Source organism: Microtetraspora glauca, assembly GCF_040656155.1.
Taxonomy (GTDB): domain Bacteria; phylum Actinomycetota; class Actinomycetes; order Streptosporangiales; family Streptosporangiaceae; genus Microtetraspora; species Microtetraspora glauca.
In genome coordinates this window covers 326,179-350,910 of the sequence record NZ_JBFALK010000003.1, presented here as the reverse complement: position 1 = coordinate 350,910, position 24,732 = coordinate 326,179, and the positions used below count along the sequence as shown (strand labels likewise).

Below are 24,732 nucleotides of genomic sequence, written 5' to 3'. Positions count from 1 at the left end.
GCAGCCAGGTCCTCCGTCTGAGCCGGCAGCGAGGCGTGAGACCGCCCGCTGAGGCCCGACTCGAGCAGCCGGAGGAGGGTGTCGGCATGTGCCGCAGTCGCAACACGCCCTCGATCGTGCCGAGCGGAACCGACGGTTTCGGCTCGACGCAACTGATGAAAGTGCCCCGGGTGGGACTCGAACCCACACTGTACGGGTTTTGAATCCGCTCCCTCATGCCAATTGGGGTACCGGGGCTTCAATTCGGACACTATACGACGCGTCCGAACCCGTCGCTCCGGAGCTTAGTGGATGAGTGATCACCACACGACCCCAGGCGTGGTCCTACTGTAGTGGACATCGGTAACCTCTTGTGCGTGACTACGCAGCGGCGAGTGGTGATCGCGGAAGACGAGGCCCTGATCCGCCTCGACCTCAAGGAGATGCTCGAAGAGGACGGCTACGCCGTCGTCGGGGAGGCCGGTGACGGGGAGACAGCGGTCAAGAAGGCCATGGAGCTGCGCCCCGACCTGGTGATCCTCGACGTGAAGATGCCCGTGCTCGACGGGATCTCGGCCGCCGAGAGGATCGTCTCCGAGCGGATCGCGCCCTGCCTCATCCTCACCGCGTTCTCGCAACGCGACCTGGTCGAGCGGGCCAGGGACGCGGGCGCCATGGCGTACCTGGTGAAGCCGTTCACCAAGGGGGACCTCGTCCCGGCCATCGAGATGGCCGTCAGCCGTCACGAGGAGATCGCGGCCCTGGAGAAGGAGGTCTCCGGCCTCTCCGAGCGGCTGGAGACCCGCAAGCTCGTCGAGCGGGCGAAGGGCCTGCTCATGGCGCAGCACGGGTGGACCGAGCCGCAGGCGTTCCGCTCGATCCAGAAGGCGTCGATGGACCGTCGCATGAGCATGCGGCAGGTGGCCCAGATCGTGGTGAACGAGGGGCAGGCGGACGCTCAGCCGGAAGCGTGAACATACCGGAGAGTAACCGACCGGATCGTCTGAGCGCGGGACGAGGCCGCTGGTAAAAGGCATGTTCGGCGCTGATGTTGAGGAGTTATTACGACTCCGCAACCAGATGCGGACGGTTCTGATGCATTCCTGTTCGCGGGGCCCTTGAGCTATGTACGTTTCCAACATTCGATCGGGACGGTTCGGCGGAGCTGACGAATCCCGGGCCTGGATGAAGGAGACACTTCATGATCCGCATTGCCTCACTCGGGCGCGTGCTGGCCATCGCGGCTGCTGCCAGCCTTGCCTTGACGGCCTGTGGCGGTGGCACGGAGTCGGACGGCGGTGGCGACAGCGCCGCTCCGACCACGCTCAAGATCGGCTTCATGGGCGACCTGTCCGGTGAGAACTCGGGCATCGTCATCCCGCCGAGGAACGGCGCGCAGCTCGCTGTGGAGCAGTACAACGCCAAGAACCCCAAGGTCAAGGTGGAGATGATCCCCTATGACAGCCGGGCTGACGCGACCGTCGCCGTGGGTCTGGCCCAGCAGGCGATCAAGAAGGACAAGGTCGTGGCCATGGTCGGCCCGGCGTTCTCCGGGGAGTCCAAGCAGGTCGGCCCGGTGCTCGAGGAGGCCAAGATCCCGAGCATCTCCGCCTCGGCGACGAACGTCGACCTCGCGAACCAGGGCTGGAAGTTCTGGCACCGTGTCGTCCCGAACGACGGCGTCCAGGGCCCGGCCATCGCCGACTTCATCGTCGGCGCGGCGGCGGCCAAGAACGTCGTCGTGGTCGACGACAAGTCCGAGTACGGCAAGGGCCTCGGCGACGCGGTCCGCGGCCAGCTCAAGACCAAGGGCGCCACGGTCAGCGACGACGCGCTCGACCCGAACGCCACCGACTACTCCTCGACGGTCACCAAGATCTCGGCGACCAAGCCGGACGCCATCTTCTTCGGTGGCTACTACGCCGCGGCCGGCAAGCTGCTCAAGCAGCTCCGGGACAAGGGTGTCACGGCGAAGTTCTTCTCCGCCGACGGCTCCCTTGACAAGGGCCTCATCGAGGGCGCCGGTGCCGCGCAGGCCGAGGGCGCGCTCATCGGCTGCCCGTGCCGCATCTCCACCGCGACGGAGACCGACGAGAACGTCAAGAAGTTCGCGGCGGACTACAAGACGAAGTTCGGCGCCGACCCGCTGATCTACGCCACCGAGGGCTACGACGCCATGACGGCGTTCCTCAAGGCGATCGAGTCGGGTGCCACCACCGCTGAGGCGATCAACGACGCGGTCGGCAAGTCCGACTTCGACGGGGTCTCCAAGCACGTCAAGTTCGACCCGAACGGCGAGCCCTCGGCGAAGTCCATCTACATGTACGAGGTCAAGGGCGGCGAGATCGGCCTGCTGGGCGACACCACGACGGCCAAGCTCAGCTAACCGTCGTCGACGGTCACCGACCAGGTAATGAGGGGGCGGGGACGCCACAGCGACCCCGCCCTCTGTGTTATCGCGTGAAGGCTCCCCTGAAAGCGAAACCTCGTGTTCGATAATCTCCTCGGTTCCTTCTGGCCGTACACCATCGACGGCCTGGTCCTCGGCGCGATCTACGGCCTCGTCGCCCTCGGCTACACGATGGTCTACGGCGTGCTGCGGCTCATCAACTTCGCCCACTCCGAAATCTTCATGATCGGCACCATGGCGTCGGCGTTCGTCGTGATGTCGATGGGCCTGACCCACCCGCTGACCGGCTTCGCCCTCGTCGGCGGCCTGCTCCTGATGATCCTGGTGGGCGGTTTCGCCTCGGCGGGCTCGGCCATGCTGCTGGAGCGCATCGCCTACCGCCCGCTGCGCAAGCGGGGAGCCTCCCGCCTCGCCGCCCTCATCTCCGCCATCGGCGCCTCGCTCTTCCTGCAGGAGCTCTTCGCCCTGGTGATCATCCCGCACGCCTTCAACCGTCCGGAGCAGGGCCGCAACCAGATGGGTGTGGCTCGCATCATGGACAAGGACGTGCTGTTCTCCATCGGCGGCGCGGACGTCCGGGTCGACCAGCTCCTGATCTTCGTGGCGGCCATCGGCATGATGGTGCTGCTCGACCAGGTGGTCAACCGTACGAAGATCGGCCGCGGGATCCGCGCGACCTCGCAGGACCCGCAGACCGCGATGCTGATGGGCGTGGACATCGACAAGATCGTGCGGGTGACCTTCCTGATCGGCGGTCTGATGGCCGGCGTCGCGGGCGCGCTGTTCGTGCTCCAGTTCGAGGTCACCAAGTTCTCCATCGGCTTCCTCCTGGGCATCAAGGCGTTCACGGCCGCGGTGCTCGGAGGCATCGGCAACCTGCGCGGTGCGCTGCTCGGCGGTCTGTTCCTCGGCCTGATCGAGAACTACGGCGCAGCGGTCTTCGGGTCGGGATGGAAGGACGTCATCGCGTTCTCGGTCCTGGTCCTCGTCCTGATGTTCCGGCCCACCGGCATTCTCGGTGAATCTCTCCAGCAGGCGCGCGCATGAGCTCGAACTCCATGATCACAAATGGCAGGAACGCCTTCGGGGCGTTCGTCGACGGCGTGCGCGGCCGGTGGGCGACGGCCCCCGGCTGGCAGCGCTGGACCATCTACATCCTCCTGATCGTCGGGGCGCTGCTGCTGCCGTCGGAGTCGATCGGCGGCTTCATGTCGCCGTACAACGACTGGGCGAGCATCCTCTTCTTCCCGATCGGCACCTACATCGTCCTGGCCATCGGGCTCAACGTCGTGGTCGGCCAGGCCGGCCTGCTCGACCTCGGGTACGTCGCGTTCTTCGCCATCGGCGGTTACCTGATGGCCATCCTCGGCACCAGGATGGGGCTGAACTTCTGGGAGATCCTCGTCGTGGGGGTCCTCCTGTCGGCCGCCTCCGGTGTGGTCCTCGGCGCGCCGACGCTGCGGCTGCGGGGCGACTATCTCGCGATCGTCACGCTCGGCTTCGGTGAGATCGTCCGCCAGACGGCGGAGAACACCGACGCCATCGGAGGTCCCCGCGGCATCGCCGGCATCCCGCATCCGCCGGACATCGACGGGATCGAGCTGTTCGGCGTGCAGATCTTCCACTACGGCGTGCTGGACCCGCGGCCGTACTACTACCTGCTGGTCGCCCTCGCCGTGCTGATCATCGTCTTCGTGAAGCGGTGGGAGCGCAGCCGGGTCGGCCGCGCCTGGGCCGCCATCCGCGAGGACGAGGACGCCGCCGAGGTCATGGGCGTGCCGACGTTCAAGTTCAAGCTCCTGGCCTTCGCGATCGGCGCGGCGATCGGTGGCGCGATGGGAGTCGTCTGGGCGGCCAAGACGATCTCGATCAACCCGAACGACTTCCTGTTCATGTTGTCGGCCACCATCGTCGCGGCGGTGGTCCTGGGCGGTTCGGGCAACGTCCCCGGCGTCATACTCGGCGCGTTCCTCGTCGCCTGGCTGCCGGAGCGGTTCCGCGGCCTGTCGGACTACCGGATCCTGGTGTTCGGCGCCGCCCTCGTCGTGTTGATGATCTTCCGTCCGGAGGGCCTGCTGCCGTCGCGGCGCCGAAAAGCCGAACTGGCGGAGGGCACCGGAGGCATGGGCGCGCTGGGCGCCGAGGTCCCCGGTCCGGAGGACCAGCCCGCGGGTGAGGGAGTGGCCAAGTGAGTGATCCCCGTGCGCTTCTCCAGCTGGAGAAGGTGACGATGCAGTTCGGCGGTGTCACCGCGCTGCGCGAGGTGGAACTGACGATCAACGAAGGCGAGATCTTCGCGCTGATCGGGCCGAACGGCGCGGGGAAGACCACGGTCTTCAACGTCGTCACCGGCGTGTATCAGCCGACGGGCGGCGACGTCGTCTTCGACGGCGACCGGATCGACGGCATGAAGCGGTTCAAGGTCACCAAGCGCGGGATCGCCAGGACCTTCCAGAACATCCGCCTCTTCCACAACATGTCGGCATTGGAGAACGTCATGGTGGGGGCCGACGCCCACCACCGTACGGGCCTGTTCAGCGCGGCCCTGGGCCTGCCGTGGCATCGGCACGAGGAGCGGGACGGCAAGGCCCTCGCGCTGGAACTGCTGGAGTTCGTGGGCATCCGCCACCGTGCCGAGGAGACCGCGAAGAACCTGCCCTACGGCGACCAGCGGCGGCTGGAGATCGCCCGCGCGCTCGCGACCAAGCCCAAGCTGCTGCTCCTCGACGAGCCGGCGGCCGGCATGAACCCCGCGGAGAAGGAGGACCTCCAGGGGCTCATCCGCAGGATCCGCGACGCCGGCCGCACCGTCCTGCTGATCGAGCACGACATGGCCCTCGTCATGGGCATCAGCGACCGCATCGGGGTGCTGGACTTCGGGCAGAAGATCGCCGAGGGGCTCCCGACCGAGGTGCAGAACGATCCGAGGGTCATCGAGGCGTACTTGGGAGCTCCCGCAGATGCTTCTTGAGATTAAGGACATCCACGTCCACTACGGCAAGATCGAGGCTCTCAAGGGCGTCTCGCTCGAAGTCGACGAGGGGGAGATCGTCACCCTCATCGGCGCGAACGGCGCGGGGAAGACCACCACGCTCAAGACGATCTCGGGGTTGCGCCCGCTGTCCTCGGGCAGCGTCGTCTTCGACGGCAGGGACATCAGCGCCCTGCCGGGGCACAAGCGGGTGCTCGTCGGCATCGGCCAGTCGCCCGAGGGCCGTGGCGTCTTCCCCGGCATGACGGTGACCGAGAACCTGCTCATGGGCGCGTACGCCCGCAAGGGGGACTTCTCCAAGGATCTGGAGGAGGTCTTCGAGCTGTTCCCGCGCCTGGCCGAGCGCAAGACCCAGGCCGGCGGCACGATGTCGGGCGGCGAGCAGCAGATGGTGGCCATCGGCCGGGCGCTGATGAGCAAGCCCAAGGTGCTGCTGCTCGACGAGCCGTCGATGGGACTGGCCCCCATGCTGGTGGCCCAGATCTTCTCGATCATCAAGGAGATCAACAACCGCGGCACCACCGTCCTGCTCGTCGAGCAGAACGCCCAGCAGGCGCTCCAGCTCGCCGACCGGGCGTACGTCCTGGAGACCGGCAAGGTGGTCAAGTCCGCACCGGCGGCCGACCTGCTCGACGACCCGCAGGTCCGCGAGGCGTACCTGGGCGGATCACTGGGCCAGCACTGAGCCGCCCCACAGGGGCCGCTCCATGGGGGCCTCTGCAGGAGGCCGCTCATGGAAGGCCCGCTCATACGACCGCTCCTGAGCCGCACTGAGCGGGTCGCGGAGCGACGGACGAGGGTCCGGCGGGGGGCGTCCCCCGCCGGGCCCTGTTCTCTTCGAAGGGCGCGTCAGCGCACCGGTACGTCCACGCCCTTGGACGGGCCGCTGGCCCCGAGCGGCGGATCCGCGACGAAGCGGACCTTGACGATCCTGGCGTCCTTCGGCACGTCGAACCAGAGGTCGAACTCCATCCGCACGAAGCTGCCGACCGGGAGCTCGTCGGGCTGGCGCTTCATCGCCTGCGAGAAGTTGTCGACGTGGAAGGTGCGCCCGTCCGAGGCGACGAGCAGCTGCTGCTTCGCGTCGAACTTCTGGTTGGTCCGGTCGGTGCTCTCGATCAGCACGCGTACCCGGACGAACTGCCCCTTGGCGTTCCATTCCGCGTGGCTGCCGAACGTGCTCGGCATGCCGTCCCGGTAGCCGATCACGCGGAACCGCATCTGGCCGTCGATCACGGGAGGGGCCGTGATCACGGTTTCGTCGGGGCGGGCCGTCTGCGCGGGTAACGGGTAGGTGGGGGCGGCCGCCGGTTTCGCCGGCGTGTCCGAGCACCCGGACAGGAGTGCGATGACCACAGCGGTGACCATCAGGCATCCGACCCGGCCGAACCATGGCATTCCCGCACGATAGCCCGCGCGACCGAACCGGCGCATCGGGGTGCGCCAAGGCGTTCTTGGATTGTTTCCTTCGTGCGATGTCTTGGGCGTTCTCGCGTGAGGTCCCGCGTGATCTCGCGGCCGAGCGGGGCGGCGCCGTCCCGTCTCATCGTGCCCGTGGCGGCCTTTGGGGCCGTGCACAGCTTCCCCGGCTCCGCACGTTGTCTACTCGGCGCGCCACGGGCTCCGAGCGGACTACGGTAGCGACGACACGACCCGCCGTGCAAAGAAACGGCGGGATCCGTTCCGATCCGCCGGCGGATCAGCCGGCATCGCGCAGCATGCAGGTGAGCCTCGCGGTGCAGACCCGCCGCCCCTCGTCGTCGTTGATCTCGATGTCGTACGTCGCGAGGCTGCGGCCGCCGTGGACGCGGGTGGCGACCGCGGTGACGTGACCGGACGTGGCCGAGCGGTGGTGGGTGGCGTTGATCTCGATGCCGACGGCGACCCGTCCGGGACCCGCGTGCAGGGCGGCGCCCATCGATCCCACCGACTCGGCGAGAACGCACGACGCGCCTCCGTGAAGCAGGCCGTACGGCTGGGTGTTGCCCTCCACGGGCATGCGCCCGACGACCTTCTCCGGGGTCGCCTCGAGGAGTTCGATGCCCATCCGATCCGGGAGGTGCCCGCGGCTGATCTGGTTGAGGAAGGACACGGACTCGTCGGGATTGGTCAGGGTCAAGGGGATGCCTCCTGTGCGCAAGAGCCTGCGGATTCTGTCGTAGATGGAGACTAGGCTGCGGATGTGCCGAACACCGAAGCGACCCCCGACCGTCCGTGCCTGCTGCTCCTGGACGGTCATTCCCTTGCTTACCGCGCCTTCTACGCCCTGAAGGACGCGAACCTCATGACGACGGACGGTCAGCACACGGAAGCGGTGTACGGCTTCACCTCGATGTTGACCAACATTCTCCGCGACGAGCGGCCGACCCATGTCGCCGTGTGCTTCGACCGGAGCGAGCCGACCTTCCGGCACGAGGCGTTCGAGGCGTACAAGGCGAACAGGTCCGAGACGCCGGAGGACTTCCGCGGCCAGGTGCACCTCATCTTCGAGCTGCTCGACGCGCTGCGCGTCCCGCGCCTGTCACTCGCGGGCTACGAGGCCGACGACCTGATCGCGACGCTGGCCACGCAGGCATCGGGCGCCGGCATGAACGTCCTGATCGTCACCGGTGACCGCGACGCGCTGCAGCTCGTCGACGACCGGGTGACGGTGCTGATGACCCGGCGCGGGATCAGCGACATGACGCGGTTCACCCCCGACGCCGTCGCGGAGAAGTACGGCCTGACCCCGGCGCAGTACCCCGACTTCGCGGCGCTGCGCGGCGACCCGAGCGACAACCTGCCGAGCGTTCCCAGCGTGGGCGAGAAGACCGCGACCAAGTGGATCTCGGAGTACGGCTCGCTCGACGAGCTGGTCCGGCGGGCCGACGAGGTCAAGGGCAAGGTCGGCGAGAAGCTGCGCGAGCACCTCGGCCAGGTGATCCACAACCGGATGCTGACCGAGCTGCGGCGCGACGTCCCCCTCGATGCCGTCCCTGGCGAGCTGCTGATGGGCCAGTGGGACCGCGAGGAGATCAACAAGCTGCTCGACACCCTCCAGATCCGCGGCGAGCTGCGTGACCGGCTCTTCAAGACCCTTGGCACCGCCGAGCCCGAGGTGAGCGAGGGCTTCGAGGTCGAGGTGACCGTGCTCGGCCCCGGAGAGGTGGGCGCGTGGCTGGCCGCGCTGCCCGAGGGCCGTGCCGGTCTGGAGTTCCGCGGCGCGTACGGCAGCGGCACCGGGCGGCTGGACGCCATCGCCATCTCCGGCGAGTCGGGCGCCGCCTACGTGGATCCCACCCAGCTCACGCCGGAGGACCAGGCGGCCCTCGGGGCGTGGCTGGCCGACGAGACGAAGCCGAAGGCCGTTCACGACGCGAAGGGGCCGCTGCTCGCCCTGTGGGACCTCGGCATGGACCTGCGCGGCCTGACCTGTGACACGGCGCTGGCGGCCTACCTGGCGATGCCGGGGCAGAGCTCGTTCCCGCTGAACGACCTCGTGCTGCGCTATCTCCATCGCGAGCTGCGCAGCGAGACCGGTGCCAATGGTCAGACCAGCCTGTTCGAGGAGGACGACGCCGCCGCGGCCGAGCTCGCCCTGCGGGCCCACGCCGTACGGGACCTCGCGGACGAGCTGGAGAAGCGCCTGTCGAGCCGGGGCGGCACCCGGCTGGTCACCGAGGTCGAGCTGCCCCTGCTGCGGGTGCTCGCGACGATGGAGCGGGCCGGCATCGCCGCCGACGGGCAGTACTTCGCGGCGCTTGAGGCCGAGTTCGGCGCGGCGGTGAAGCAGGCCGTCGAGGCGGCGCACGCGGCGGTGGGCGAGCAGTTCAACCTGGGCTCGCCCAAGCAGCTCCAGGAGATCCTCTTCGTCCGGCTGAACCTGCCCAAGACGAAGAAGACCAAGACGGGCTACACCACGGACGCGGACGCGCTGGCCTGGCTGGCCGGGCAGACCGAGCACGAGCTGCCGACGATCATGCTCAGGCACCGTGACCAGATGAAGCTGCGCACCACCGTCGAGGGCCTGATCAAGGAGATCGGCGACGACGGGCGGATCCACACCACGTTCAACCAGATCAAGGCGGCGACCGGGCGGCTCAGCTCCGAGAAGCCCAACCTGCAGAACGTGCCGATCCGCACCGCCGAGGGCCGCCGGATCCGCAAGGGGTTCGTCGTGGGCGAGGGCTACGAGACGCTGCTCACCGCCGACTACAGCCAGATCGAGCTGCGGATCATGGCGCACCTGTCCGGTGACGAGTCGCTGATCGCGGCCTTCGAGTCAGGTCACGACTTCCACCAGGCGACGGCCGCGCGGGTCTTCGACCTTCCGCCCGAGCAGGTGGACGCCGATCTGCGGGCCCGGATCAAGGCGATGAACTACGGCCTGGCGTACGGCCTGTCCGACTTCGGGTTGTCCGGCCAGCTCGGCATCCCGGTCCCGGAGGCGCGGGCGCTCAAGGACGAGTACTTCCAGGAGTTCGGCGGGGTCCGCGACTACCTGGAGGAGCTGGTCTCGCGGGCGCGCAAGGACGGCTACACCGAGACCATCCTCGGCCGTCGCCGCTACCTGCCGGACCTCACCAGCGACAACCGGCAGCGCCGCGAGATGGCGGAGCGGATGGCGCTGAACGCGCCGATCCAGGGCTCGGCCGCCGACGTGATCAAGGTCGCGATGCTCGACGTCCAGAAGGCGATCGAGGGCATGCGCTCCCGCATGCTGCTCCAGGTCCATGACGAACTCGTCTTCGAGGTCGCCCCGGGCGAGTTGGAGGAGCTCAAGAGCGCGGTCGTCGGGCAGATGTGCGCGGCGTTCGAGTTCCGCGTGCCGCTCGACGTGTCCGTGGGCGTCGGCCCGACCTGGGAGGACGCCGGCCACTGACGGGTGGCGGGATCCTCCGCCGGTATGCCGTGATTCATCAGTAAGTCGAGCACAGATGACCTTCTGCAAATTTCGGGCAGTAAGGTCAAATGACTGTGCGAAGAATTGCTCGGGCGACGTTGGTCGCCAATGCGGCGGTGATCGCGGTGGGTCTGGTGGCGTTGACGCTGCTGCCCTCCGCGGGCGATGACGAGTCCGGAGACGGGAGGGTTCCGGCCAGAGCGGCGCCGGTGGTGCCGAGCCACACGCCGCCGCCGGTCACCGCGACGGTGGAGTCGGCCCGCGCGGTCGGGGCCAACGAACTCGGCCTGGTGCCGGTGATCATGTACCACCGGCTGCTGAAGAAGCGCATCGCCTCGATCGACCGGACGCCCTCCCAACTCCGGTCCGAGCTGGAGAAGCTGGCCAAGGCCGGGTACGTGCCCATCACGGCGGCCGAGTTCGTGACCGGGAAGATCGACATCCCCGCGGGCGCGCATCCGGTCGTGCTCACCTTCGACGACGGCCACCCCTCGCACTTCGCGTTCGACGCGAACGGGATGCCCGAGAAGGACACCGCGGTGGGGATCATCTACGAGGTCGCGGCGAAATATCCCGATTTCCGGCCGGCCGCGACCTTCTGGGTGAACCGGGCCCCGTTCGGCCTGCCCGACCGGGCGCGGCAGGAGGCGGCGGTGAAGTGGCTGGTCGATCACGGGTTCGAGGTGGCCAACCACACCTACTCGCACCCCGACCTGCGCCGGCTGTCCAAGGAGGGCGTCGGTGAGCAGATCGTCCGGCAGGAGCGGCTGCTGAAGAAGCTCGGCGCCCCGCCGTCCCTCACCCTCGCCCTGCCGTACGGCTCCCGCCCGAGGAAGCCGAAGATAGCGCGAGAGGGCAAGTGGGACGGCACCCCGTACCGGTTCGAGGGGGTCTTCCTCGCCGGGGCGGAGCCCTCGGTGCCGCCGTTCGCGAAAAGCTTTGACCGTTCCGCGATCTGGCGCATCCAGTCCAACGGAAAGAAGGGGGAGTGCCGCCGCTGGTGTTCGGCCTACTGGCTGGGTTGGCTGGACAAGCATCCGGGGGAGCGGTACACGTCCGATGGGGATCCTGAGCACATCTCAATACCGAAGAGGCTTCGAGGTAATATCATTTCAAAGGCGGCGAAAAGGGTCATCGCTTACTAGCATCGCGGCCGGATTGACCTGGGACGCGTCGTCTCATATGCTGATCGCTGCGCCGTGGGCTCGCGTGCGCCTCGGACGGAGCGGGCTCGCGCTCGATCACCATCACCGTGGTTGAACGGAAAACAAGCCCATCGCGCCTCGGTCACAACGACATCTGTCCGGTTCGGAGCAATTCCACACATGACGAGCAGCACTGAGGCCACCTCGAGCACCCCGCAGGTAGCGGTCAACGACATCGGTTCCGAGGAGGCCTTCCTCGCCGCGATCGACGAGACCATCAAGTACTTCAACGACGGCGACATCGTTGAGGGCACCGTTGTCAAGGTCGATCGAGACGAGGTCTTGCTCGACATCGGTTACAAGACCGAGGGTGTCATCCCTTCGCGTGAGCTCTCGATCAAGCACGATGTCGATCCCGCCGACGTCGTCGAAGTCGGCGAGCACGTCGAGGCCCTGGTCCTCCAGAAGGAGGACAAGGAAGGCCGCCTCATCCTGTCCAAGAAGCGCGCTCAGTACGAGCGGGCCTGGGGCACGATCGAGAAGATCAAGGACGAGGACGGCATCGTCACCGGCACGGTCATCGAGGTCGTCAAGGGTGGTCTCATCCTCGACATCGGCCTCCGCGGCTTCCTGCCGGCCTCCCTGGTCGAGATGCGCCGCGTCCGCGACCTGCAGCCGTACGTCGGCCGCGAGCTCGAGGCGAAGATCATAGAGCTGGACAAGAACCGCAACAACGTGGTCCTGTCCCGCCGTGCCTGGCTGGAGCAGACCCAGTCCGAGGTTCGCCAGACGTTCCTCAACACCCTGCAGAAGGGTCAGGTCCGCAAGGGCGTCGTGTCCTCGATCGTCAACTTCGGTGCGTTCGTGGACCTCGGCGGCGTCGACGGACTGGTGCACGTCTCCGAGCTCTCCTGGAAGCACATCGACCACCCGTCCGAGGTCGTCGAGGTCGGCCAGGAGGTCACGGTCGAGGTTCTCGACGTCGACATGGAGCGCGAGCGCGTCTCCCTCTCGCTCAAGGCGACGCAGGAAGACCCGTGGCAGCAGTTCGCCCGCACCCACCAGATCGGCCAGGTCGTCCCGGGCCGCGTCACCAAGCTGGTGCCGTTCGGTGCGTTCGTCCGCGTCGAGGAGGGCATCGAGGGCCTGGTCCACATCTCCGAGCTGGCCGAGCGCCACGTGGAGATCCCGGAGCAGGTCGTGCAGGTGGGCGACGAGATCTTCGTCAAGATCATCGACATCGACCTGGACCGCCGCCGCATCTCCCTCTCGCTGAAGCAGGCGAACGAGGGCGCGATGGGCGCCGACGTCGAGTTCGACCCCACGCTGTACGGCATGGCGGCGACCTACGACGACCAGGGCAACTACATCTACCCCGAGGGCTTCGACGCCGAGACCGGCGAGTGGCTCGAGGGCTTCGACAAGCAGCGCGAGGAGTGGGAGCGGCAGTACGCCGAGGCCCAGGCTCGCTTCGAGGCCCACAAGTCGCAGGTCGAGAAGGCTCGCCAGGAGGAGGCGGAGGCCAGCGAGGCCGCTCCGTCGTCCTACTCCGGCGAGACCGCCACCCCGTCCCAGACCGGTGGCGGCGCGCTCGCCTCCGACGAGGCGCTCGCCGCCCTGCGCGAGAAGCTGGCCGGCGGCCAGAGCTGACCGCTCGGGATGTGAAGTAAGCACGGGAAGGCCCCGCTTCGGCGGGGCCTTCTCGCGTTTTCCTCCTTCTCTCGCGTTTCCCGCCGTCTTCTCCGTGATCTTCTTCACCGCCCCGCTGCCGATAGGGTGGCGGCGTGGCGGACATCGAGAGGGCGTCGCCCGCCGACGCCGGGGAGATCCTCACCCTGCAACGCGCGGCGTACGTGACCGAGGCCCAGATGTACGGCGATCCCTTCATCGCCCCCCTCGTCGAGTCGTTCGAACAGCTCCGCAAGGTGATTGAGACCGGCGTGGTGCTCAAGGCCGTCGAGGGCACGCGCATCGTCGGCTCCGTGCGCGGACGGCTGCCTGACGGAGCTCAGGACGGCGGTGCGGGGCGTGGACCCACGAGAAGGCCGGAGCACGAGGCGGGCGGGCGGCCCGGCCGTGCGTGCCTCGTGGGCCGCCTCGTGGTCGCTCCGGACCGGCAGGGCACGGGCATCGGCACCGCCCTGCTCGAGGCTCTCCACGCGGCGGTGCCCGAGGCCACCGCTTTCGACCTCTTCACCGGGCACCTGTCGGAGGGCAACCTGCGGCTCTACCGCCGCCTGGGGTACCGGGAGACCCGCAGGGAGCGCGTCCAGGATCACCTCACCCTGATCCACTTGCGGCGCGAGGCGATCTCCCGATAAAGCGCCATTCTTTGCCCAATATGGGCCCGCCTACCGGGGGCGGAAGGCTCCCGATAGGCTGCGGGCGTGGTGAAGGTGGGCCTCACGGGCGGCATCGGGTCGGGTAAGAGCGAGGTCTCCAGGCGCCTCGCGGAGTACGGGGCGGTCGTCATCGACGCCGACAAGATCGCGCGTGAGGTGGTGGAGCCCGGGACCGAGGGGCTCAAGGAGATCGTCGAGGCGTTCGGCGAGACCGTGCTCCGCCCGGACGGCGGTCTCGACCGCGAGAGGCTCGGTTCCATCGTCTTCGCGGACGCGGGGAAGCTGGCCGTGCTCAACGGGATCGTCCACCCCAGGGTCGGCGAACGGGTGAGCGAGCTCCAGGAGGCCGCGTCCGAGGACGCGATCGTGGTGTACGACGTCCCGCTGCTCGCGGAGAACAACCTCGCGTCGATGTACGACGTCGTCGTCGTCGTGGACGCGTCCGACGAGATCCGCCTGGACCGCCTCACGCGATGTCGCGGCATGTCCGAGCGGGACGCGCGGGCGCGCATCGCCGCGCAGGCCGCCAGGGACGACCGGCTGAAGATCGCCGATGTGGTGATCGGCAACGAGGGCCCTCTTGAGGATCTCGACGCCCGGGTGGCCGAGCTCTGGGAGGACCTGCGGGCCAGGGCCGTGTAGCCCTCCCAAGGCGGCGTAGCCCCTGCCGGGGCCGTGTGAGGGCCGTTTGAGGGCCGCCCGCGCGGTGGCGGAGGGGAAGGTCCGGCTCGGGTACGGAAATGTCGGTGGCCCGGCGTAGGTTATGCAGACGTGAGGCCCGTAACCGACTTGCAGCGTAAAGTGGCGCCCTTCGAGGTGGTCACCGACATGACGCCCTCCGGCGACCAACCGTCCGCGATAGCGGACCTGGAGCGCCGGGTCAAGGCGGGAGACAAGGACAACGTCCTGCTGGGCGCCACCGGCACCGGCAAGACCGCGACGGTCGCCTGGCTGATCGAGCGTCTGCAGCGCCCGGCGCTGGTCATGCAGCCGAACAAGACGCTCGCCGCGCAGTTCGCCAACGAGCTGCGCGAGATGCTGCCGAACAACGCCGTCGAATATTTCGTGTCGTATTACGACTACTACCAGCCCGAGGCATACGTTCCGCAGAGCGACACCTACATCGAGAAGGACTCCTCGATCAACGAGGAGGTCGAGCGGCTGCGTCACTCGGCGACCAACTCGCTGCTGACCCGCCGTGACACCGTCGTGGTGGCCTCGGTGTCGTGCATCTACGGCCTGGGCACCCCGCAGGAGTACGTCGACCGCATGGTCCGGCTCAAGGTCGGCCAGGAGATCGAGCGCGACCAGCTCCTGCGCAAGCTCGTCGACATGCAGTACGCGCGCAACGACCTGTCCTTCACGCGGGGCACGTTCCGGGTGCGCGGCGACACGATCGAGATCATCCCGCAGTACGAGGAGCTCGCCGTCCGCATCGAGATGTTCGGCGACGAGATCGAGAAGCTCGCCACACTGCACCCGCTGACCGGCGAGGTGATCACCGAGGATCCGGAGCTGTACATCTTCCCGGCCTCGCACTACGTCGCGGGTCCCGAGCGGATGGAGCGGGCCGTCCGCGACATCGAGGCGGAGCTGGCCGAGTCCCTCAGCCGGATGGAGCAGCAGGGCAAGCTGCTGGAGGCCCAGCGGCTGCGGATGCGCACGACCTACGACATCGAGATGATGCGCCAGATCGGCACCTGCTCCGGCATCGAGAACTACTCCCGCCACATCGACGGGCGGGGGCCGGGGACCGCTCCGCACACCCTGCTCGACTACTTCCCCGAGGACTTCCTGCTCGTCCTGGACGAGTCGCACCAGACCGTGCCGCAGATCGGCGCGATGTACGAGGGAGACGCCTCGCGCAAGCGCACCCTCGTCGAGCACGGGTTCCGGCTGCCGTCCGCGATGGACAACCGCCCGCTCAAGTGGGAGGAGTTCCTGGAGCGGATCGGGCAGACCGTCTACCTGTCCGCCACGCCGGGGCCGTACGAGCTGGGCCGCAGCAAGGGCGACGTGGTCGAGCAGGTCATCCGCCCGACCGGGCTGGTCGACCCTGAGGTCGTCGTCAAGCCGACCAAGGGCCAGATCGACGACCTGATGCACGAGATCCGGGTGCGCACGGAGAAGGACGAGCGGGTCCTGGTCACCACCCTGACCAAGAAGATGGCGGAGGACCTCACCGACTACCTCCTGGAGAACGGCATCCGCGTGCGTTACCTGCACAGCGAGGTCGACACCCTCAGGCGGATCGAGCTGCTGCGCGAGCTGCGCATGGGCGAGTTCGACGTGCTGGTCGGCATCAACCTGCTCCGTGAGGGCCTCGACCTGCCCGAGGTGTCCCTGGTGGCCATCCTGGACGCCGACAAGGAGGGATTCCTGCGCTCGGAGACCTCGCTGATCCAGACGATCGGCCGTGCCGCGCGAAACGTGTCCGGCCAGGTCCACATGTACGCCGACAAGGTCACCCCGAGCATGGAGCGGGCCATCGAGGAGACCAACCGGCGGCGGGCCAAGCAGATGGCCTACAACTCCGCGAACGGGCTCGACCCCCAGCCGCTGCGCAAGAAGATCGCCGACATCCTGGACAGCCTCGCCAGGGAGGACGCCGACACGGCCCAACTGCTCGGCGGCGGAGGGCGCCAGCAGTCGCGCGGCAAGGCGCCGGTGCCCGGACTCGCGTCCCGCACGGCCGGCCAGCACGCCAAGGCGATCGTCGGGGAGATGCCCCGGTCCCAGCTGGAGGCCCTGGTCGAATCCCTCACCGAGCAGATGCACACGGCGGCCGCCGACCTGCAGTTCGAGGTCGCGGCCCGGCTGCGCGACGAGATCAAGGAGCTCAAGCGCGAGCTTCGCGACATGCGCGAAGCCGGGGTGAAATGACCGATCCGATACGGTACGTCCGCAGGTGATCTACAGGACGGGGTGACGGACATGCGGCCGGCGGTGGGTGATCGGCTCCGGCGTTGCTCGGCGTGCGACTGCTGGGAGTACGGCGGGGCTCCGGACTGCGCGCGGTGCCGGGTGCTGGTCGACGAGATCGTGGACGACGGCTGGCGGGAGTTCGTCTCCCGGGAGTTCGGCATGATCACGCTGAAGGAGGAGCCCGGCATCGCCGCGATGGTCGTGGACGAGCCCGACCGGCATGACTGGCGGGTGGTGGACGCCGCCATGGACCGGCTGGTCTGCGCCGACTGCGGGAGCAGCCTGGGCGGGGGGCCGGTCGGCTGCCCCACCTGTGACCGGTCTCACGGCTTCCGCTATTCGGCCGTCGAGACCGACCGCCCCGGCGTCCACTGGGGCAACGAGCACGCCATCCGGGTCAGCGTCTCGATCGTCCGCAACCCGCACCGCACTTCGGCTGCCGATCTGCTGGGCCGCCGGGCGGCGCTGGCGCCCGCGCTGGCCGGTCACCACTTCACGACGGAGGCCGCCCAGCGGATGGGCGCGCTGATCAAGAAGGGCGCGACGTACGCGGAGCTGGCCCGTCTCTTCGACTTCCTGGCGGACACGGCCGACCTCTGAGCGGGTCCGAGCGCCCTCAGGTCGGCTCCGCCGTACGGGCGGCCCTGCGCGAGGCGCGATACCGGCGGACGCGGCGGGTGAGGCGCCAGCCGACGAAGGCCAGCACCGCGACCGCCACGACGACCAGCACCGGCAGGAAGATCGCGATGAGGCTCATGCCGAGCGCGCCCGCGTCCTCCACCGTGCTGACGACAGGGGCGCCCACTCCGGCGGTGGTGACGTTCACGACCGGGCGGGCGCTCGCCTTCACGGCGTGCACCGCGAGGGCGACGGCGATGCCGAGGATCCAGCCGACGGCGGGATGCTCGGCCATCCAGGCCGAGTTGTCCAGCTCCGCCGCGGCGGTGGTGGCGCTGAAGACCACGCCGCCGGACGCGGGACGCACGGCGGTCTGGATGATGTCGTTGACGTGATCGACGACCGGGACCTTGTCCTATTCGAGTCGGCCCTGTTAGAGGCGCCGACATGGCCTCTGAGCTGGTGTGATCTCAATGTGAATCCTCCAGTGTCCCCCAGTGTCCTCCAGTGTCAGCCAAGATCACCGCGCATGCGTGACGCACGATCATGAAAAACGCCCCGCCGCCGAGAAGGCGACGGGGCGCAGTCGTGCGCGGGGTTCAGCCTTCGGCCGGCCAGTGGTCGACGGGGGAGACGTACGAGCCGCGCCGGGCCACCGTGTAGACCCAGCCCTGCTCGCGCAGCAGCGCGACCGCCCGCCGTACGGTCTCCTTCGCGACGCCGTACTCCTGCATCAAGTGCTGCTCGCTCGGCAGCGGGCGCTCCGGCTGCCAGCGGCCGGCGCGGATGCGCTCGACGAGATCGGCCGCGACCCTCCGGTACGGCGGGAGGTTGGCCGGCTCCCGGGGGGCCGCCTCTGGCGATGAGCCGACGAATGTGCCCTCGCCGGGGAGCGTGTAGACGAGCTGCTCGTCTTTCAGGGCACCGATGGCGCGGCGGGCGGTCGTGCGGGCGATGCCGTACTGGCGGACCATCTCTGGCTCGGAGGGGATCGCCTGGCCGGGCGCGAGCTCGCCGGACTTGATCTGGGCCCGCAGCAGTGCCGCCAGTTGGGCGTAGACGGGTGTCGATGATCCATGATCAAGCACGCTGGGAGACTATTGATCTATCTCGTCGGTCCCCTGAGCTGCTACATCCCAGCGCTGAGAAGATACAGGGGGTAGGTCAGTAAACCGATTATGAGTGGCGCTCGTCTCCTATGTGGGCCAGCTCACGCCGAGGCGGCCCAACCGGGGATGGGCCCGTCTCCTCCATGGGGGAGGCGGGGCCATCAATCACTTACCCGTGATGATGACCTCATCGCTGGGAAGTAGCCGGGGCGCAACGCCCTCGGTCTCAACGACGACCAGGCCCACTCCTTCGTCGAGCCCCATCGTGATCCGCTCCTCCGGAGTGGTCTGGCGAAACCAGACCCGCGTCTTGGAGTCGATCGCGAGCGTCTCACGCTCAGGCTGGACGCGAACCTGTGACCCTTCACCCTTCTTGGTGGCGACCAGTCCCTCGGCGCGCAGTACGCCGAGCGCCTTACGGACGGCTTCGCGGCCGACGCCGTACTGCGTGGCCATCTCGTGTTCGCCGGGGAACACCGTGCCGGGCGCCAGTTCGCCGGCGCGGATCATCTCCCGCAGCCCGTGGGCGAGCTGCAGGTAAACCGGTGTGTGGCTTCGCACATTGATCTCCACAGACATGAGGGTAGGGGCAGACAGCCAAATTGTGATCTTGTGCGCCTGTCCGCATAGACACTTATACAGTCTGTTTGCCTGTACGTACATGTGCTACGGTCCGGACCATGACCTTCCGTGATCTGAGGGAGCGGTACGGCTCCGAATGGGTGATCCGTGACGACCCGACGCCATCAGCGACCCGGCGCCAGCAGCTCGACGACTGGGAGCGCAAGGCACAGCCGGACCTGACGATGAACCTCTGGGCGGCCGACGCCGTGGAGCTCGGCGAGCAGCTGGCCGAGCAGGAGCGGCTCTTGGAGAAGGCCCGCGCGTGAGCTTCATGGGCTACGCGGAGCATGGACCGCATGTCGCGCACGCCCTCGCCACGTGCGAGGCGATCGAGTGGCATGAGGCGGTTGCTCCGGGCCCGCGATGCCGAGCTCTCCGGTGGACCTGCAAGTGCCGGGCGCCGCGCTACTTCCTGTACACGGGCGGCGGCCGTCTCTTCATCGGCCGGCTAGACGGCCGGGGCTGGCACGAGAGCACGCGGTTGCCCTACCGCCAGGCCGAGGAGCTGTGGATGCGGATCCTGTCCGGTGAGGCCCGATGACCCGGCAGCCGCCACAACGCAAGACCAAGGAGGTCCGCGGCTGGAGCGTGGAGATCTCCTGCGATGGAGAGATCTGGGAGCGCGACTACACCATGGCCACCTACGAGACACGACGCGGCATCCGCTCCCGTGACGACCACCAGGCGGTCGCGACCGAGATGCTCCACCAGATCGCCCGGTGTTCCCCGCACCACTGGTGGCGGATGAAGTACACGGTCACCGACAGCCGGGACCCGGTGCTCCGGGTGGCCGGTGTGGAGGTCTACGAGCCGCCGCCAGGCCGCCGGCCATGTGACTGCATCAGGTAGCCCCTGCTGAGCTGCTCCGCTGGTCGCCTGGCCATCGCGACCGCGGAGCTTTGGTGGCCCCGGGCCTCGCTGGGGGGCGAGGGGGGAAGACGGGGCCACCACCCCCAACAACAAGAACGGCCCCCGACCGGTGACCAAAACACCGGCCGAGGGCCTCGCCCAGAACGACCTACCAACGAGGAGTCCCGGGTTATGCGTGACCCTAACGACGGCGTGATCGACGCGCCAGACCTGATCGAGGCCGAGGCCGAGCAGCCTCGCCGCTTCCTGTCCCGTCTCCGGCCCTTCCGTCGCGAGCGGATCGCCTCCGAGAAGCCGTCCCGCTCCGTCCCGGCGCCCCGCCGGGGCCGTCCATCTCGCGGCGAGTCCATCGCAGTGGCCGCCCTCGGCGTGCTCCTCGTCGGCCTCATCGCCGTCGCCTTCCGCGGCTCCTGGACAGCGCACCGGGACGCGGCTCTGAGCGCTCATTTCGACCGAGCCGGGGCAGACCTCTACCCGTTCGCCCCGGACGGGCTGATCATCATCGCCCTGATCGCGGCGATGGTCCTGCGGCACTCCCGGGGCGCGCGGTTCTACTGCCTGACCGTCGTCGGGATCTTCACGGCGACGTCGTACGTCATCAACCACCTGCACGGACTCGGATGGTTCGCCATGCGGCCGGGCACGACCGAGCTCGTGACGCCGCTCCCGTGGGGCGTCGTCGCGCTCGTCGCTCTCCAGGTCATCGCGGCGATCTTCTTCGGGTCGCACATCCTCGTGCACGTCTTCCGGCACCTGTTCCCGGGCGTTGGCCACGGCCATCGGCATGATTTGGATTCCGAATCTCTCGATAGCGAGACGGCGGCCGAGGGCGGCCAGGAGCGCGCTGGGACGGCTCCCGAAGGCGATCCGAACACGAACCTGGAGGAGTCGGAGGGGGCCGAGCCGGACCCGCGCGAGGTCGCACGGCTGGTGTACGCCGCGTGCCTGGAGGCCGGGGTGGAGCTGTCGCGTCGGAAGCTCTCCGAGGTCGCTCGGATCAGTGAGCGGCAGGCGGGCTACATCAAGACCGACGTCGAGGTGGGCGGCGACCAGGAGCCGACCGACGAAGAACTGACCGCCGGCATGACGCCCGCCGAGACGCTCACCGGTCCGGGGATCAGCGCGCTGCGTCGCGAGTACCACGCCGTGAACGGGACGGCCCGGAACGGCAGCACGGGAGGTGATCGGCTGTGAGGACCGTCTACGTCGTGACGACGGTGGGCACCTGGCGCGCGGAGGTCCGGCGGCTGGTCCTGACTGCGCTCGGGCCGCTGCTCCTGGCGCTCGCCGTCCTCGGGCACCTCCTGGTGCTCGTCCTGGGCGCGGCCGACGCGCTGGTCATGGCCGCCATTGGTGTGCCGCGTCTCGCCTGGTGCGCGCGGCCGATCGTCGAGGAGGCCCGCGCGCAGTGGCGGGAGATCCTCGGAGAGGACTTCTCATGAGTACCCGGAACCGGATTCCCGAGCTGTCCAACATCCCGTGGGCGGGGCCAAAGTCCATCACGGAGTACGCGAAGATCGGCCGCGCGCTCACCCGCGATCTGGGTGAGGAGTTCAACATGGGCTCGGACGAGTTGTACGCCGTGCTTGTCCGCTCCTACAAGGGCCACTCCGTGCTGGCGCTGTTCGGCGCCCCCGACGTTCGGATGCGCGCCCGGCGCACGGTGAAGCGGCTGAAGCGCGCGGCCGAGCTGCAGCGCGGCGCGGCCGTCGAGCTGGTGAAGTTCCACGCCCAGTTCCGCAAGGAGTTCGTCGACGTGCTCCCGCAGGCCAAGCCGGAGAAGCAGCGCAAGGTGGAGTTCAATTGGGAGGACGACGACTGATGGCCTCCACGCGAACGGCCGCCGTTCCGGCGGTCCCCGACGTCACCGACACGAGCATGGAGCGCCTGGCCGCCCGCGCCGTGAGCAAGGTCATGCTCTACGCGACGCCGTGGTTCGTCGGCGTGCTCGTCTTCGGCCTCGGCGTCGCCCTGTACTACACGCTGGGCGGCACCACAGAGTGGGTCGCCTGGTCGGCAGTGCTCACCACCATGGGCGTCCTCGTCCTCACGGGCGTGACGTACGGCCAGTCCCACGCCCGCGGCCCCTGGGGCAAGGCACACACCACGCTGTCCACGTTCCTGGCCGGCATGTGGGTAGTCGCCTGCGTGATCGCCGGTCCCGGCCATCCGCTGATCTGGCGTCTCGGCGTCATCGGCGGCATCACCGTGGCGCTCACCTGGGACATCCGCACCGCGATCCGCCGCAAGGGCTGGGACGCCCCCGGCGTCATCCACGACAAGCTCGGGTTCCTCTTCGACCAGGCCCACGCGATGCCCGGCGCGAAGATGAAGACGGTCGAGCAGGGCGACGCGAAGATCAAGGCCAAGTTGGAGTTGCCCGCCGGGGAGAAGATCGCCGAGGACGCGCAGAAGAAAGCGCCGTACATGGAGTCCGGGATGCATCTGCCGCCCGGTTCGTTGACCGTCACTGTGGACCCGGACGATGCGTCGCGGGCTGACGTCGTCCTGTCCGACCCGCGCGTGATGAAGAAGCCGATCCCGTGGCCCGGCCCGGCCTGGCCCGGCGGCTCGATCGCGGACCCGCTGCGGGTCGGCGTCTGGCAGGACCTGGACGTCGTCGAGTACTGCATCCTCGGGCACCACTTGCAGCTGATGGGCATGACCGGTGCCGGCAAGTCCATCGGCGGCTGCTGGAACATCCTCGGCGAGGCGATCACCCGCACCGACGTGGCGGTGTTCGCGGCCGACGTCACCAAGGGCACGCAGACGCTCGGGCCGCTCGCCCCCGCGCTGCACCGCCTGGAGACCACGCCGGAGGGCGCCCGCGCGATGCTCCGCGATCTCCAGAGCAAGGTGAAGGAGCGCACCAGCCAGCTCGCCGCCAAGGGCCTCCAGAAGTGGAAGCCCGGGTGCGGGCTCGCCTACTGGGTGATCTGGCTCGAAGAGTGCCCAGACATCTTCGACACCATGTCGGACAAGGAGATGGAGTCCTTTCTGTCTCTGGCGAAGGCGCTCCGGTCCGGCGGCGGCTCGATCTTCCTGTCCCTGCAGCGGTCGGACTACACGCAGATGCCGACCATCGCGCGCGGCCAGCTCGGCAACATGTGCTTCGGCGTCCAGTCGTCATCCGATGCCGCGTTCGGCCTGTCCGAGGCGATGCAAGACGCCGGGGCCCGGCCTGAGCTGTGGGAGAACGGCCAGCCCGGTATGGCCTACCTCGGGGCGCCCACGATCGCGCGGGAGCGGATCGCAATGCCGCTCCGGACGTACGCCTGGGGCATGAAGGACGGGGACTTCGACGACGAGCGGGCATCCGCGGCGATGCGCGAGCACGCTGCGAAGTGGCCGGCCGCCGCCAAGAAGGTGGACACGACCACCGCGGCGCTCTCCCAGGTCTCGAGTTCTCCGGCGGCCGGGACCACCGAGCCCGGCGAGGACCAGGAGGAGGACGAGGAGGTGAAGAACGTGAGTACCGAGTACCTGGAGACCGACGACCCCGATCCGACCGTCCAGGCGGACGCCGACGACGAGATCGAGGAACTGCCCGAGGGCGACCCGCCGTGGGAGTTCGCCCCGCCCGGCCGCCGGATGACTGCGGAGGAGCGCGGCGCGGCGCTCATGGCTCGGTTGCAAGAGCTGTGGGATGAGGGAGCGAGGGAGTTCTCCTCCGGGGACTTCAAGCCGCTGTGGGAGTCGACGGATATCTCCCGTGCCTGGATCCAGAAGCAGCTCAAGAAGCTCGACGCGGCCGGGGTGCTGGGCGGCTATGACGACGAACGGCAGATGTACCTGATGCCGGAGCGGCCCGAGCTTCCTTGATCGCGTGGCACCCCTCGGGGTGCCACGGTAGGGGGCTGGGGGAGGGAGTTACAGGTCAGGAGGGGTGCCACGGTTCGTGGCACCCCTTCGTGGCACCTGCGTGGCAGGAGTGTGGCACCCGGGCGTGGCACCCCTGGCAGCAAGATCAACAAGCGCGCCGGGCGCATCCCACGCGCAGCCGTACGCGCGCGAGTCATGAGGTTGGCGGCCGGTGCCGACCGATGGTGTACCGCACCTCATGCCGGCTCGCGTCCCTGCGGGTGACATTGACCTCGACCACCCGCCCCTCGGCGCTGCCGGCCGTGGCGATGGTCATGCGGGTGACGCACAGCACCGGCACACCAGGCGCGAGCGCGAGAAGCCGGGCCTCCTCTGGAGTGGCGGCCCGCGCCGTGATGACGCCTTCCCAATCGAGGATGCCCCAGTCGAGGTCCTGTTCCATGCGGTCATAGATGCCGCCCGGCCCCGTGTCAGTTGCCGCGAGGACGGTGCCGGCGGCCAGGTCCGCGGGGAGGTAGGAGGTGGCGAGCTGCACGGTGCGGCCCGTGGCGGGGTCGCCCATGACGCGGTCGCGGATGATGACCTCGGCGCCGGGGTCCAGGCCGAGGATGGGGACGATGTCCGGCGGGCACGGCCCTGTGGTGACGGTGGGCGGCTGGACGGGCCGCAGCGACTGCACTGTCTGGCTGAAGTAGTAGCCGAGCTCATCCCGGTAAGCCACCGTGTCCAGGGTGAGGGCCTGGCGGGCGGGCTGAGGCCGTACGGTCGTGCCCCCCTTACGGACGGGCTGGACGAGGCCCTCAGCGGTGAGCGCTGCCACAGCGCGCCGGATGGTGGTCCTGCTGCACCCGTACTGCTCTTCAAGCTTCGACTCGTGCGGGATCTTCGTGCCGGGCGGGTAGCGGCCGGTAATGATTGCGTCGCGGAGCTGCGCCGCGACCTCCTCCCATCGGGCCATGACGTCCCCTCCTCCTCAGTTTTGCCATTACATCACTATCTATTGACGGGATGGAT

At 68.6% G+C, this 24,732-nt stretch carries 25 protein-coding genes, 1 tRNA gene and 1 pseudogene; 20 read left to right on the top strand and 7 right to left on the bottom strand.

Annotated features, from left to right (window positions below):
* Positions 1-162: 162 nt before the first annotated feature.
* Positions 163-237: transfer RNA gene (locus AB0I59_RS07975), tRNA-Leu, on the bottom strand.
* Positions 238-356: 119 nt separating this feature from the next.
* Between AB0I59_RS07975 and AB0I59_RS07970 the strand changes: the two genes are divergently transcribed.
* The 6 genes from AB0I59_RS07970 (at position 357) to AB0I59_RS07945 (ending at position 6,066) form a co-directional block, all read left to right on the top strand.
* Positions 357-953: an ANTAR domain-containing response regulator gene (locus AB0I59_RS07970; protein WP_358131346.1), complete on the top strand. Its 597-nt coding sequence runs from the start codon at positions 357-359 to the stop codon at positions 951-953.
* 227 nt (positions 954-1,180) lie between these two features.
* The gene (locus tag AB0I59_RS07965; RefSeq protein WP_061252405.1) at positions 1,181-2,365 is read left to right on the top strand and encodes a branched-chain amino acid ABC transporter substrate-binding protein; all 1,185 of its coding nucleotides are present in this window, start codon (positions 1,181-1,183) and stop codon (positions 2,363-2,365) included.
* Positions 2,366-2,467: 102 nt separating this feature from the next.
* Positions 2,468-3,436: a branched-chain amino acid ABC transporter permease gene (locus AB0I59_RS07960; RefSeq protein ID WP_061252406.1), complete on the top strand. Its 969-nt coding sequence runs from the start codon at positions 2,468-2,470 to the stop codon at positions 3,434-3,436.
* Positions 3,433-4,581: a branched-chain amino acid ABC transporter permease gene (locus AB0I59_RS07955; protein WP_061252407.1), complete on the top strand. Its 1,149-nt coding sequence runs from the start codon at positions 3,433-3,435 to the stop codon at positions 4,579-4,581. Before AB0I59_RS07960 ends, AB0I59_RS07955 begins: the two co-directional genes overlap by 4 nt.
* A gap of 38 nt (positions 4,582-4,619) precedes the next feature.
* Positions 4,620-5,360, top strand: coding sequence for an ABC transporter ATP-binding protein (locus tag AB0I59_RS07950; protein WP_358131588.1), 741 nt, complete (start codon positions 4,620-4,622; stop codon positions 5,358-5,360).
* Positions 5,350-6,066, top strand: a complete 717-nt coding sequence (locus AB0I59_RS07945) for an ABC transporter ATP-binding protein (RefSeq protein ID WP_061252409.1) — start codon at positions 5,350-5,352, stop codon at positions 6,064-6,066. Before AB0I59_RS07950 ends, AB0I59_RS07945 begins: the two co-directional genes overlap by 11 nt.
* Positions 6,067-6,230: 164 nt before the next feature.
* Here the strand turns inward: AB0I59_RS07945 and AB0I59_RS07940 are convergent, their stop codons facing one another.
* Positions 6,231-6,779 carry a DUF4352 domain-containing protein gene (locus AB0I59_RS07940; protein ID WP_358131342.1) on the bottom strand — a complete coding sequence of 183 codons (549 nt, stop codon included), beginning with the start codon at positions 6,777-6,779 and terminating at the stop codon, positions 6,231-6,233.
* Positions 6,780-7,080: 301 nt separating this feature from the next.
* On the bottom strand, positions 7,081-7,500 hold the full coding sequence (locus AB0I59_RS07935) for a PaaI family thioesterase (protein ID WP_061252411.1): 420 nt from the start codon (positions 7,498-7,500) through the stop codon (positions 7,081-7,083).
* 63 nt (positions 7,501-7,563) lie between these two features.
* Here AB0I59_RS07935 and polA point away from each other — a divergent pair, with 63 nt between their 5' ends.
* The 7 genes from polA to AB0I59_RS07900 all read left to right on the top strand — a co-directional run bounded on the left by polA (position 7,564) and on the right by AB0I59_RS07900 (position 17,275).
* Positions 7,564-10,242, top strand: coding sequence for a DNA polymerase I (gene polA, locus AB0I59_RS07930; RefSeq protein ID WP_358131339.1), 2,679 nt, complete (start codon positions 7,564-7,566; stop codon positions 10,240-10,242).
* A gap of 95 nt (positions 10,243-10,337) precedes the next feature.
* A complete protein-coding gene (locus AB0I59_RS07925) occupies positions 10,338-11,408 on the top strand; it encodes a polysaccharide deacetylase family protein (RefSeq protein WP_061252806.1) in 1,071 nt (356 codons plus the stop codon).
* Between the two features lie 180 nt (positions 11,409-11,588).
* A complete protein-coding gene (rpsA, locus tag AB0I59_RS07920; RefSeq protein ID WP_061252413.1) occupies positions 11,589-13,058 on the top strand; it encodes a 30S ribosomal protein S1 in 1,470 nt (489 codons plus the stop codon).
* A 134-nt stretch (positions 13,059-13,192) separates the two neighbouring features.
* Entirely contained in the window at positions 13,193-13,729 is a 537-nt protein-coding gene (locus tag AB0I59_RS07915; protein ID WP_061252414.1) for a GNAT family N-acetyltransferase, read from the top strand.
* A gap of 66 nt (positions 13,730-13,795) precedes the next feature.
* The gene (gene coaE, locus AB0I59_RS07910; RefSeq protein ID WP_061252415.1) at positions 13,796-14,392 is read left to right on the top strand and encodes a dephospho-CoA kinase; all 597 of its coding nucleotides are present in this window, start codon (positions 13,796-13,798) and stop codon (positions 14,390-14,392) included.
* A gap of 129 nt (positions 14,393-14,521) precedes the next feature.
* On the top strand, positions 14,522-16,633 hold the full coding sequence (gene uvrB / locus AB0I59_RS07905) for an excinuclease ABC subunit UvrB (protein ID WP_061252416.1): 2,112 nt from the start codon (positions 14,522-14,524) through the stop codon (positions 16,631-16,633).
* Positions 16,634-16,684: 51 nt separating this feature from the next.
* A complete protein-coding gene (locus AB0I59_RS07900; RefSeq protein WP_358131333.1) occupies positions 16,685-17,275 on the top strand; it encodes a hypothetical protein in 591 nt (196 codons plus the stop codon).
* Positions 17,276-17,291: 16 nt separating this feature from the next.
* On the opposite strand, the pseudogene AB0I59_RS07895 reads toward AB0I59_RS07900, so the two are convergent.
* From AB0I59_RS07895 to AB0I59_RS07885, 3 genes and pseudogenes are all read right to left on the bottom strand, one after another.
* Positions 17,292-17,696: pseudogene (locus AB0I59_RS07895) on the bottom strand (DUF4126 domain-containing protein); the annotation flags it as partial.
* A 196-nt stretch (positions 17,697-17,892) separates the two neighbouring features.
* Positions 17,893-18,381 (bottom strand): GntR family transcriptional regulator, encoded by a 489-nt coding sequence (locus AB0I59_RS07890; protein ID WP_358131331.1) that lies wholly within the window; start codon positions 18,379-18,381, stop codon positions 17,893-17,895.
* Positions 18,382-18,567: 186 nt separating this feature from the next.
* On the bottom strand, positions 18,568-18,975 hold the full coding sequence (locus AB0I59_RS07885; protein WP_358131328.1) for a GntR family transcriptional regulator: 408 nt from the start codon (positions 18,973-18,975) through the stop codon (positions 18,568-18,570).
* A gap of 107 nt (positions 18,976-19,082) precedes the next feature.
* Here AB0I59_RS07885 and AB0I59_RS07880 point away from each other — a divergent pair, with 107 nt between their 5' ends.
* The 7 genes from AB0I59_RS07880 (at position 19,083) to AB0I59_RS07850 (ending at position 23,718) form a co-directional block, all read left to right on the top strand.
* Positions 19,083-19,292: a hypothetical protein gene (locus AB0I59_RS07880; RefSeq protein ID WP_358131325.1), complete on the top strand. Its 210-nt coding sequence runs from the start codon at positions 19,083-19,085 to the stop codon at positions 19,290-19,292.
* A complete protein-coding gene (locus AB0I59_RS07875) occupies positions 19,289-19,567 on the top strand; it encodes a hypothetical protein (protein WP_358131323.1) in 279 nt (92 codons plus the stop codon). Before AB0I59_RS07880 ends, AB0I59_RS07875 begins: the two co-directional genes overlap by 4 nt.
* The gene (locus AB0I59_RS07870) at positions 19,564-19,875 is read left to right on the top strand and encodes a hypothetical protein (protein ID WP_358131320.1); all 312 of its coding nucleotides are present in this window, start codon (positions 19,564-19,566) and stop codon (positions 19,873-19,875) included. The genes AB0I59_RS07875 and AB0I59_RS07870 overlap by 4 nt, the downstream gene beginning before the upstream one ends.
* Before the next feature lie 192 nt (positions 19,876-20,067).
* Positions 20,068-21,090: a DUF2637 domain-containing protein gene (locus tag AB0I59_RS07865; RefSeq protein WP_358131317.1), complete on the top strand. Its 1,023-nt coding sequence runs from the start codon at positions 20,068-20,070 to the stop codon at positions 21,088-21,090.
* The gene (locus tag AB0I59_RS07860) at positions 21,087-21,338 is read left to right on the top strand and encodes a hypothetical protein (protein WP_358131314.1); all 252 of its coding nucleotides are present in this window, start codon (positions 21,087-21,089) and stop codon (positions 21,336-21,338) included. Before AB0I59_RS07865 ends, AB0I59_RS07860 begins: the two co-directional genes overlap by 4 nt.
* Positions 21,335-21,718 (top strand): TraA-like protein, encoded by a 384-nt coding sequence (locus AB0I59_RS07855; RefSeq protein WP_358131311.1) that lies wholly within the window; start codon positions 21,335-21,337, stop codon positions 21,716-21,718. The genes AB0I59_RS07860 and AB0I59_RS07855 overlap by 4 nt, the downstream gene beginning before the upstream one ends.
* Positions 21,718-23,718: a hypothetical protein gene (locus AB0I59_RS07850; protein WP_358131308.1), complete on the top strand. Its 2,001-nt coding sequence runs from the start codon at positions 21,718-21,720 to the stop codon at positions 23,716-23,718. The genes AB0I59_RS07855 and AB0I59_RS07850 overlap by 1 nt, the downstream gene beginning before the upstream one ends.
* A gap of 193 nt (positions 23,719-23,911) precedes the next feature.
* Here the strand turns inward: AB0I59_RS07850 and AB0I59_RS07845 are convergent, their stop codons facing one another.
* Complete coding sequence (locus AB0I59_RS07845; protein ID WP_358131305.1) at positions 23,912-24,676, bottom strand: GntR family transcriptional regulator; 765 nt, start codon at positions 24,674-24,676, stop codon at positions 23,912-23,914.
* Positions 24,677-24,732 lie beyond the last annotated feature (56 nt).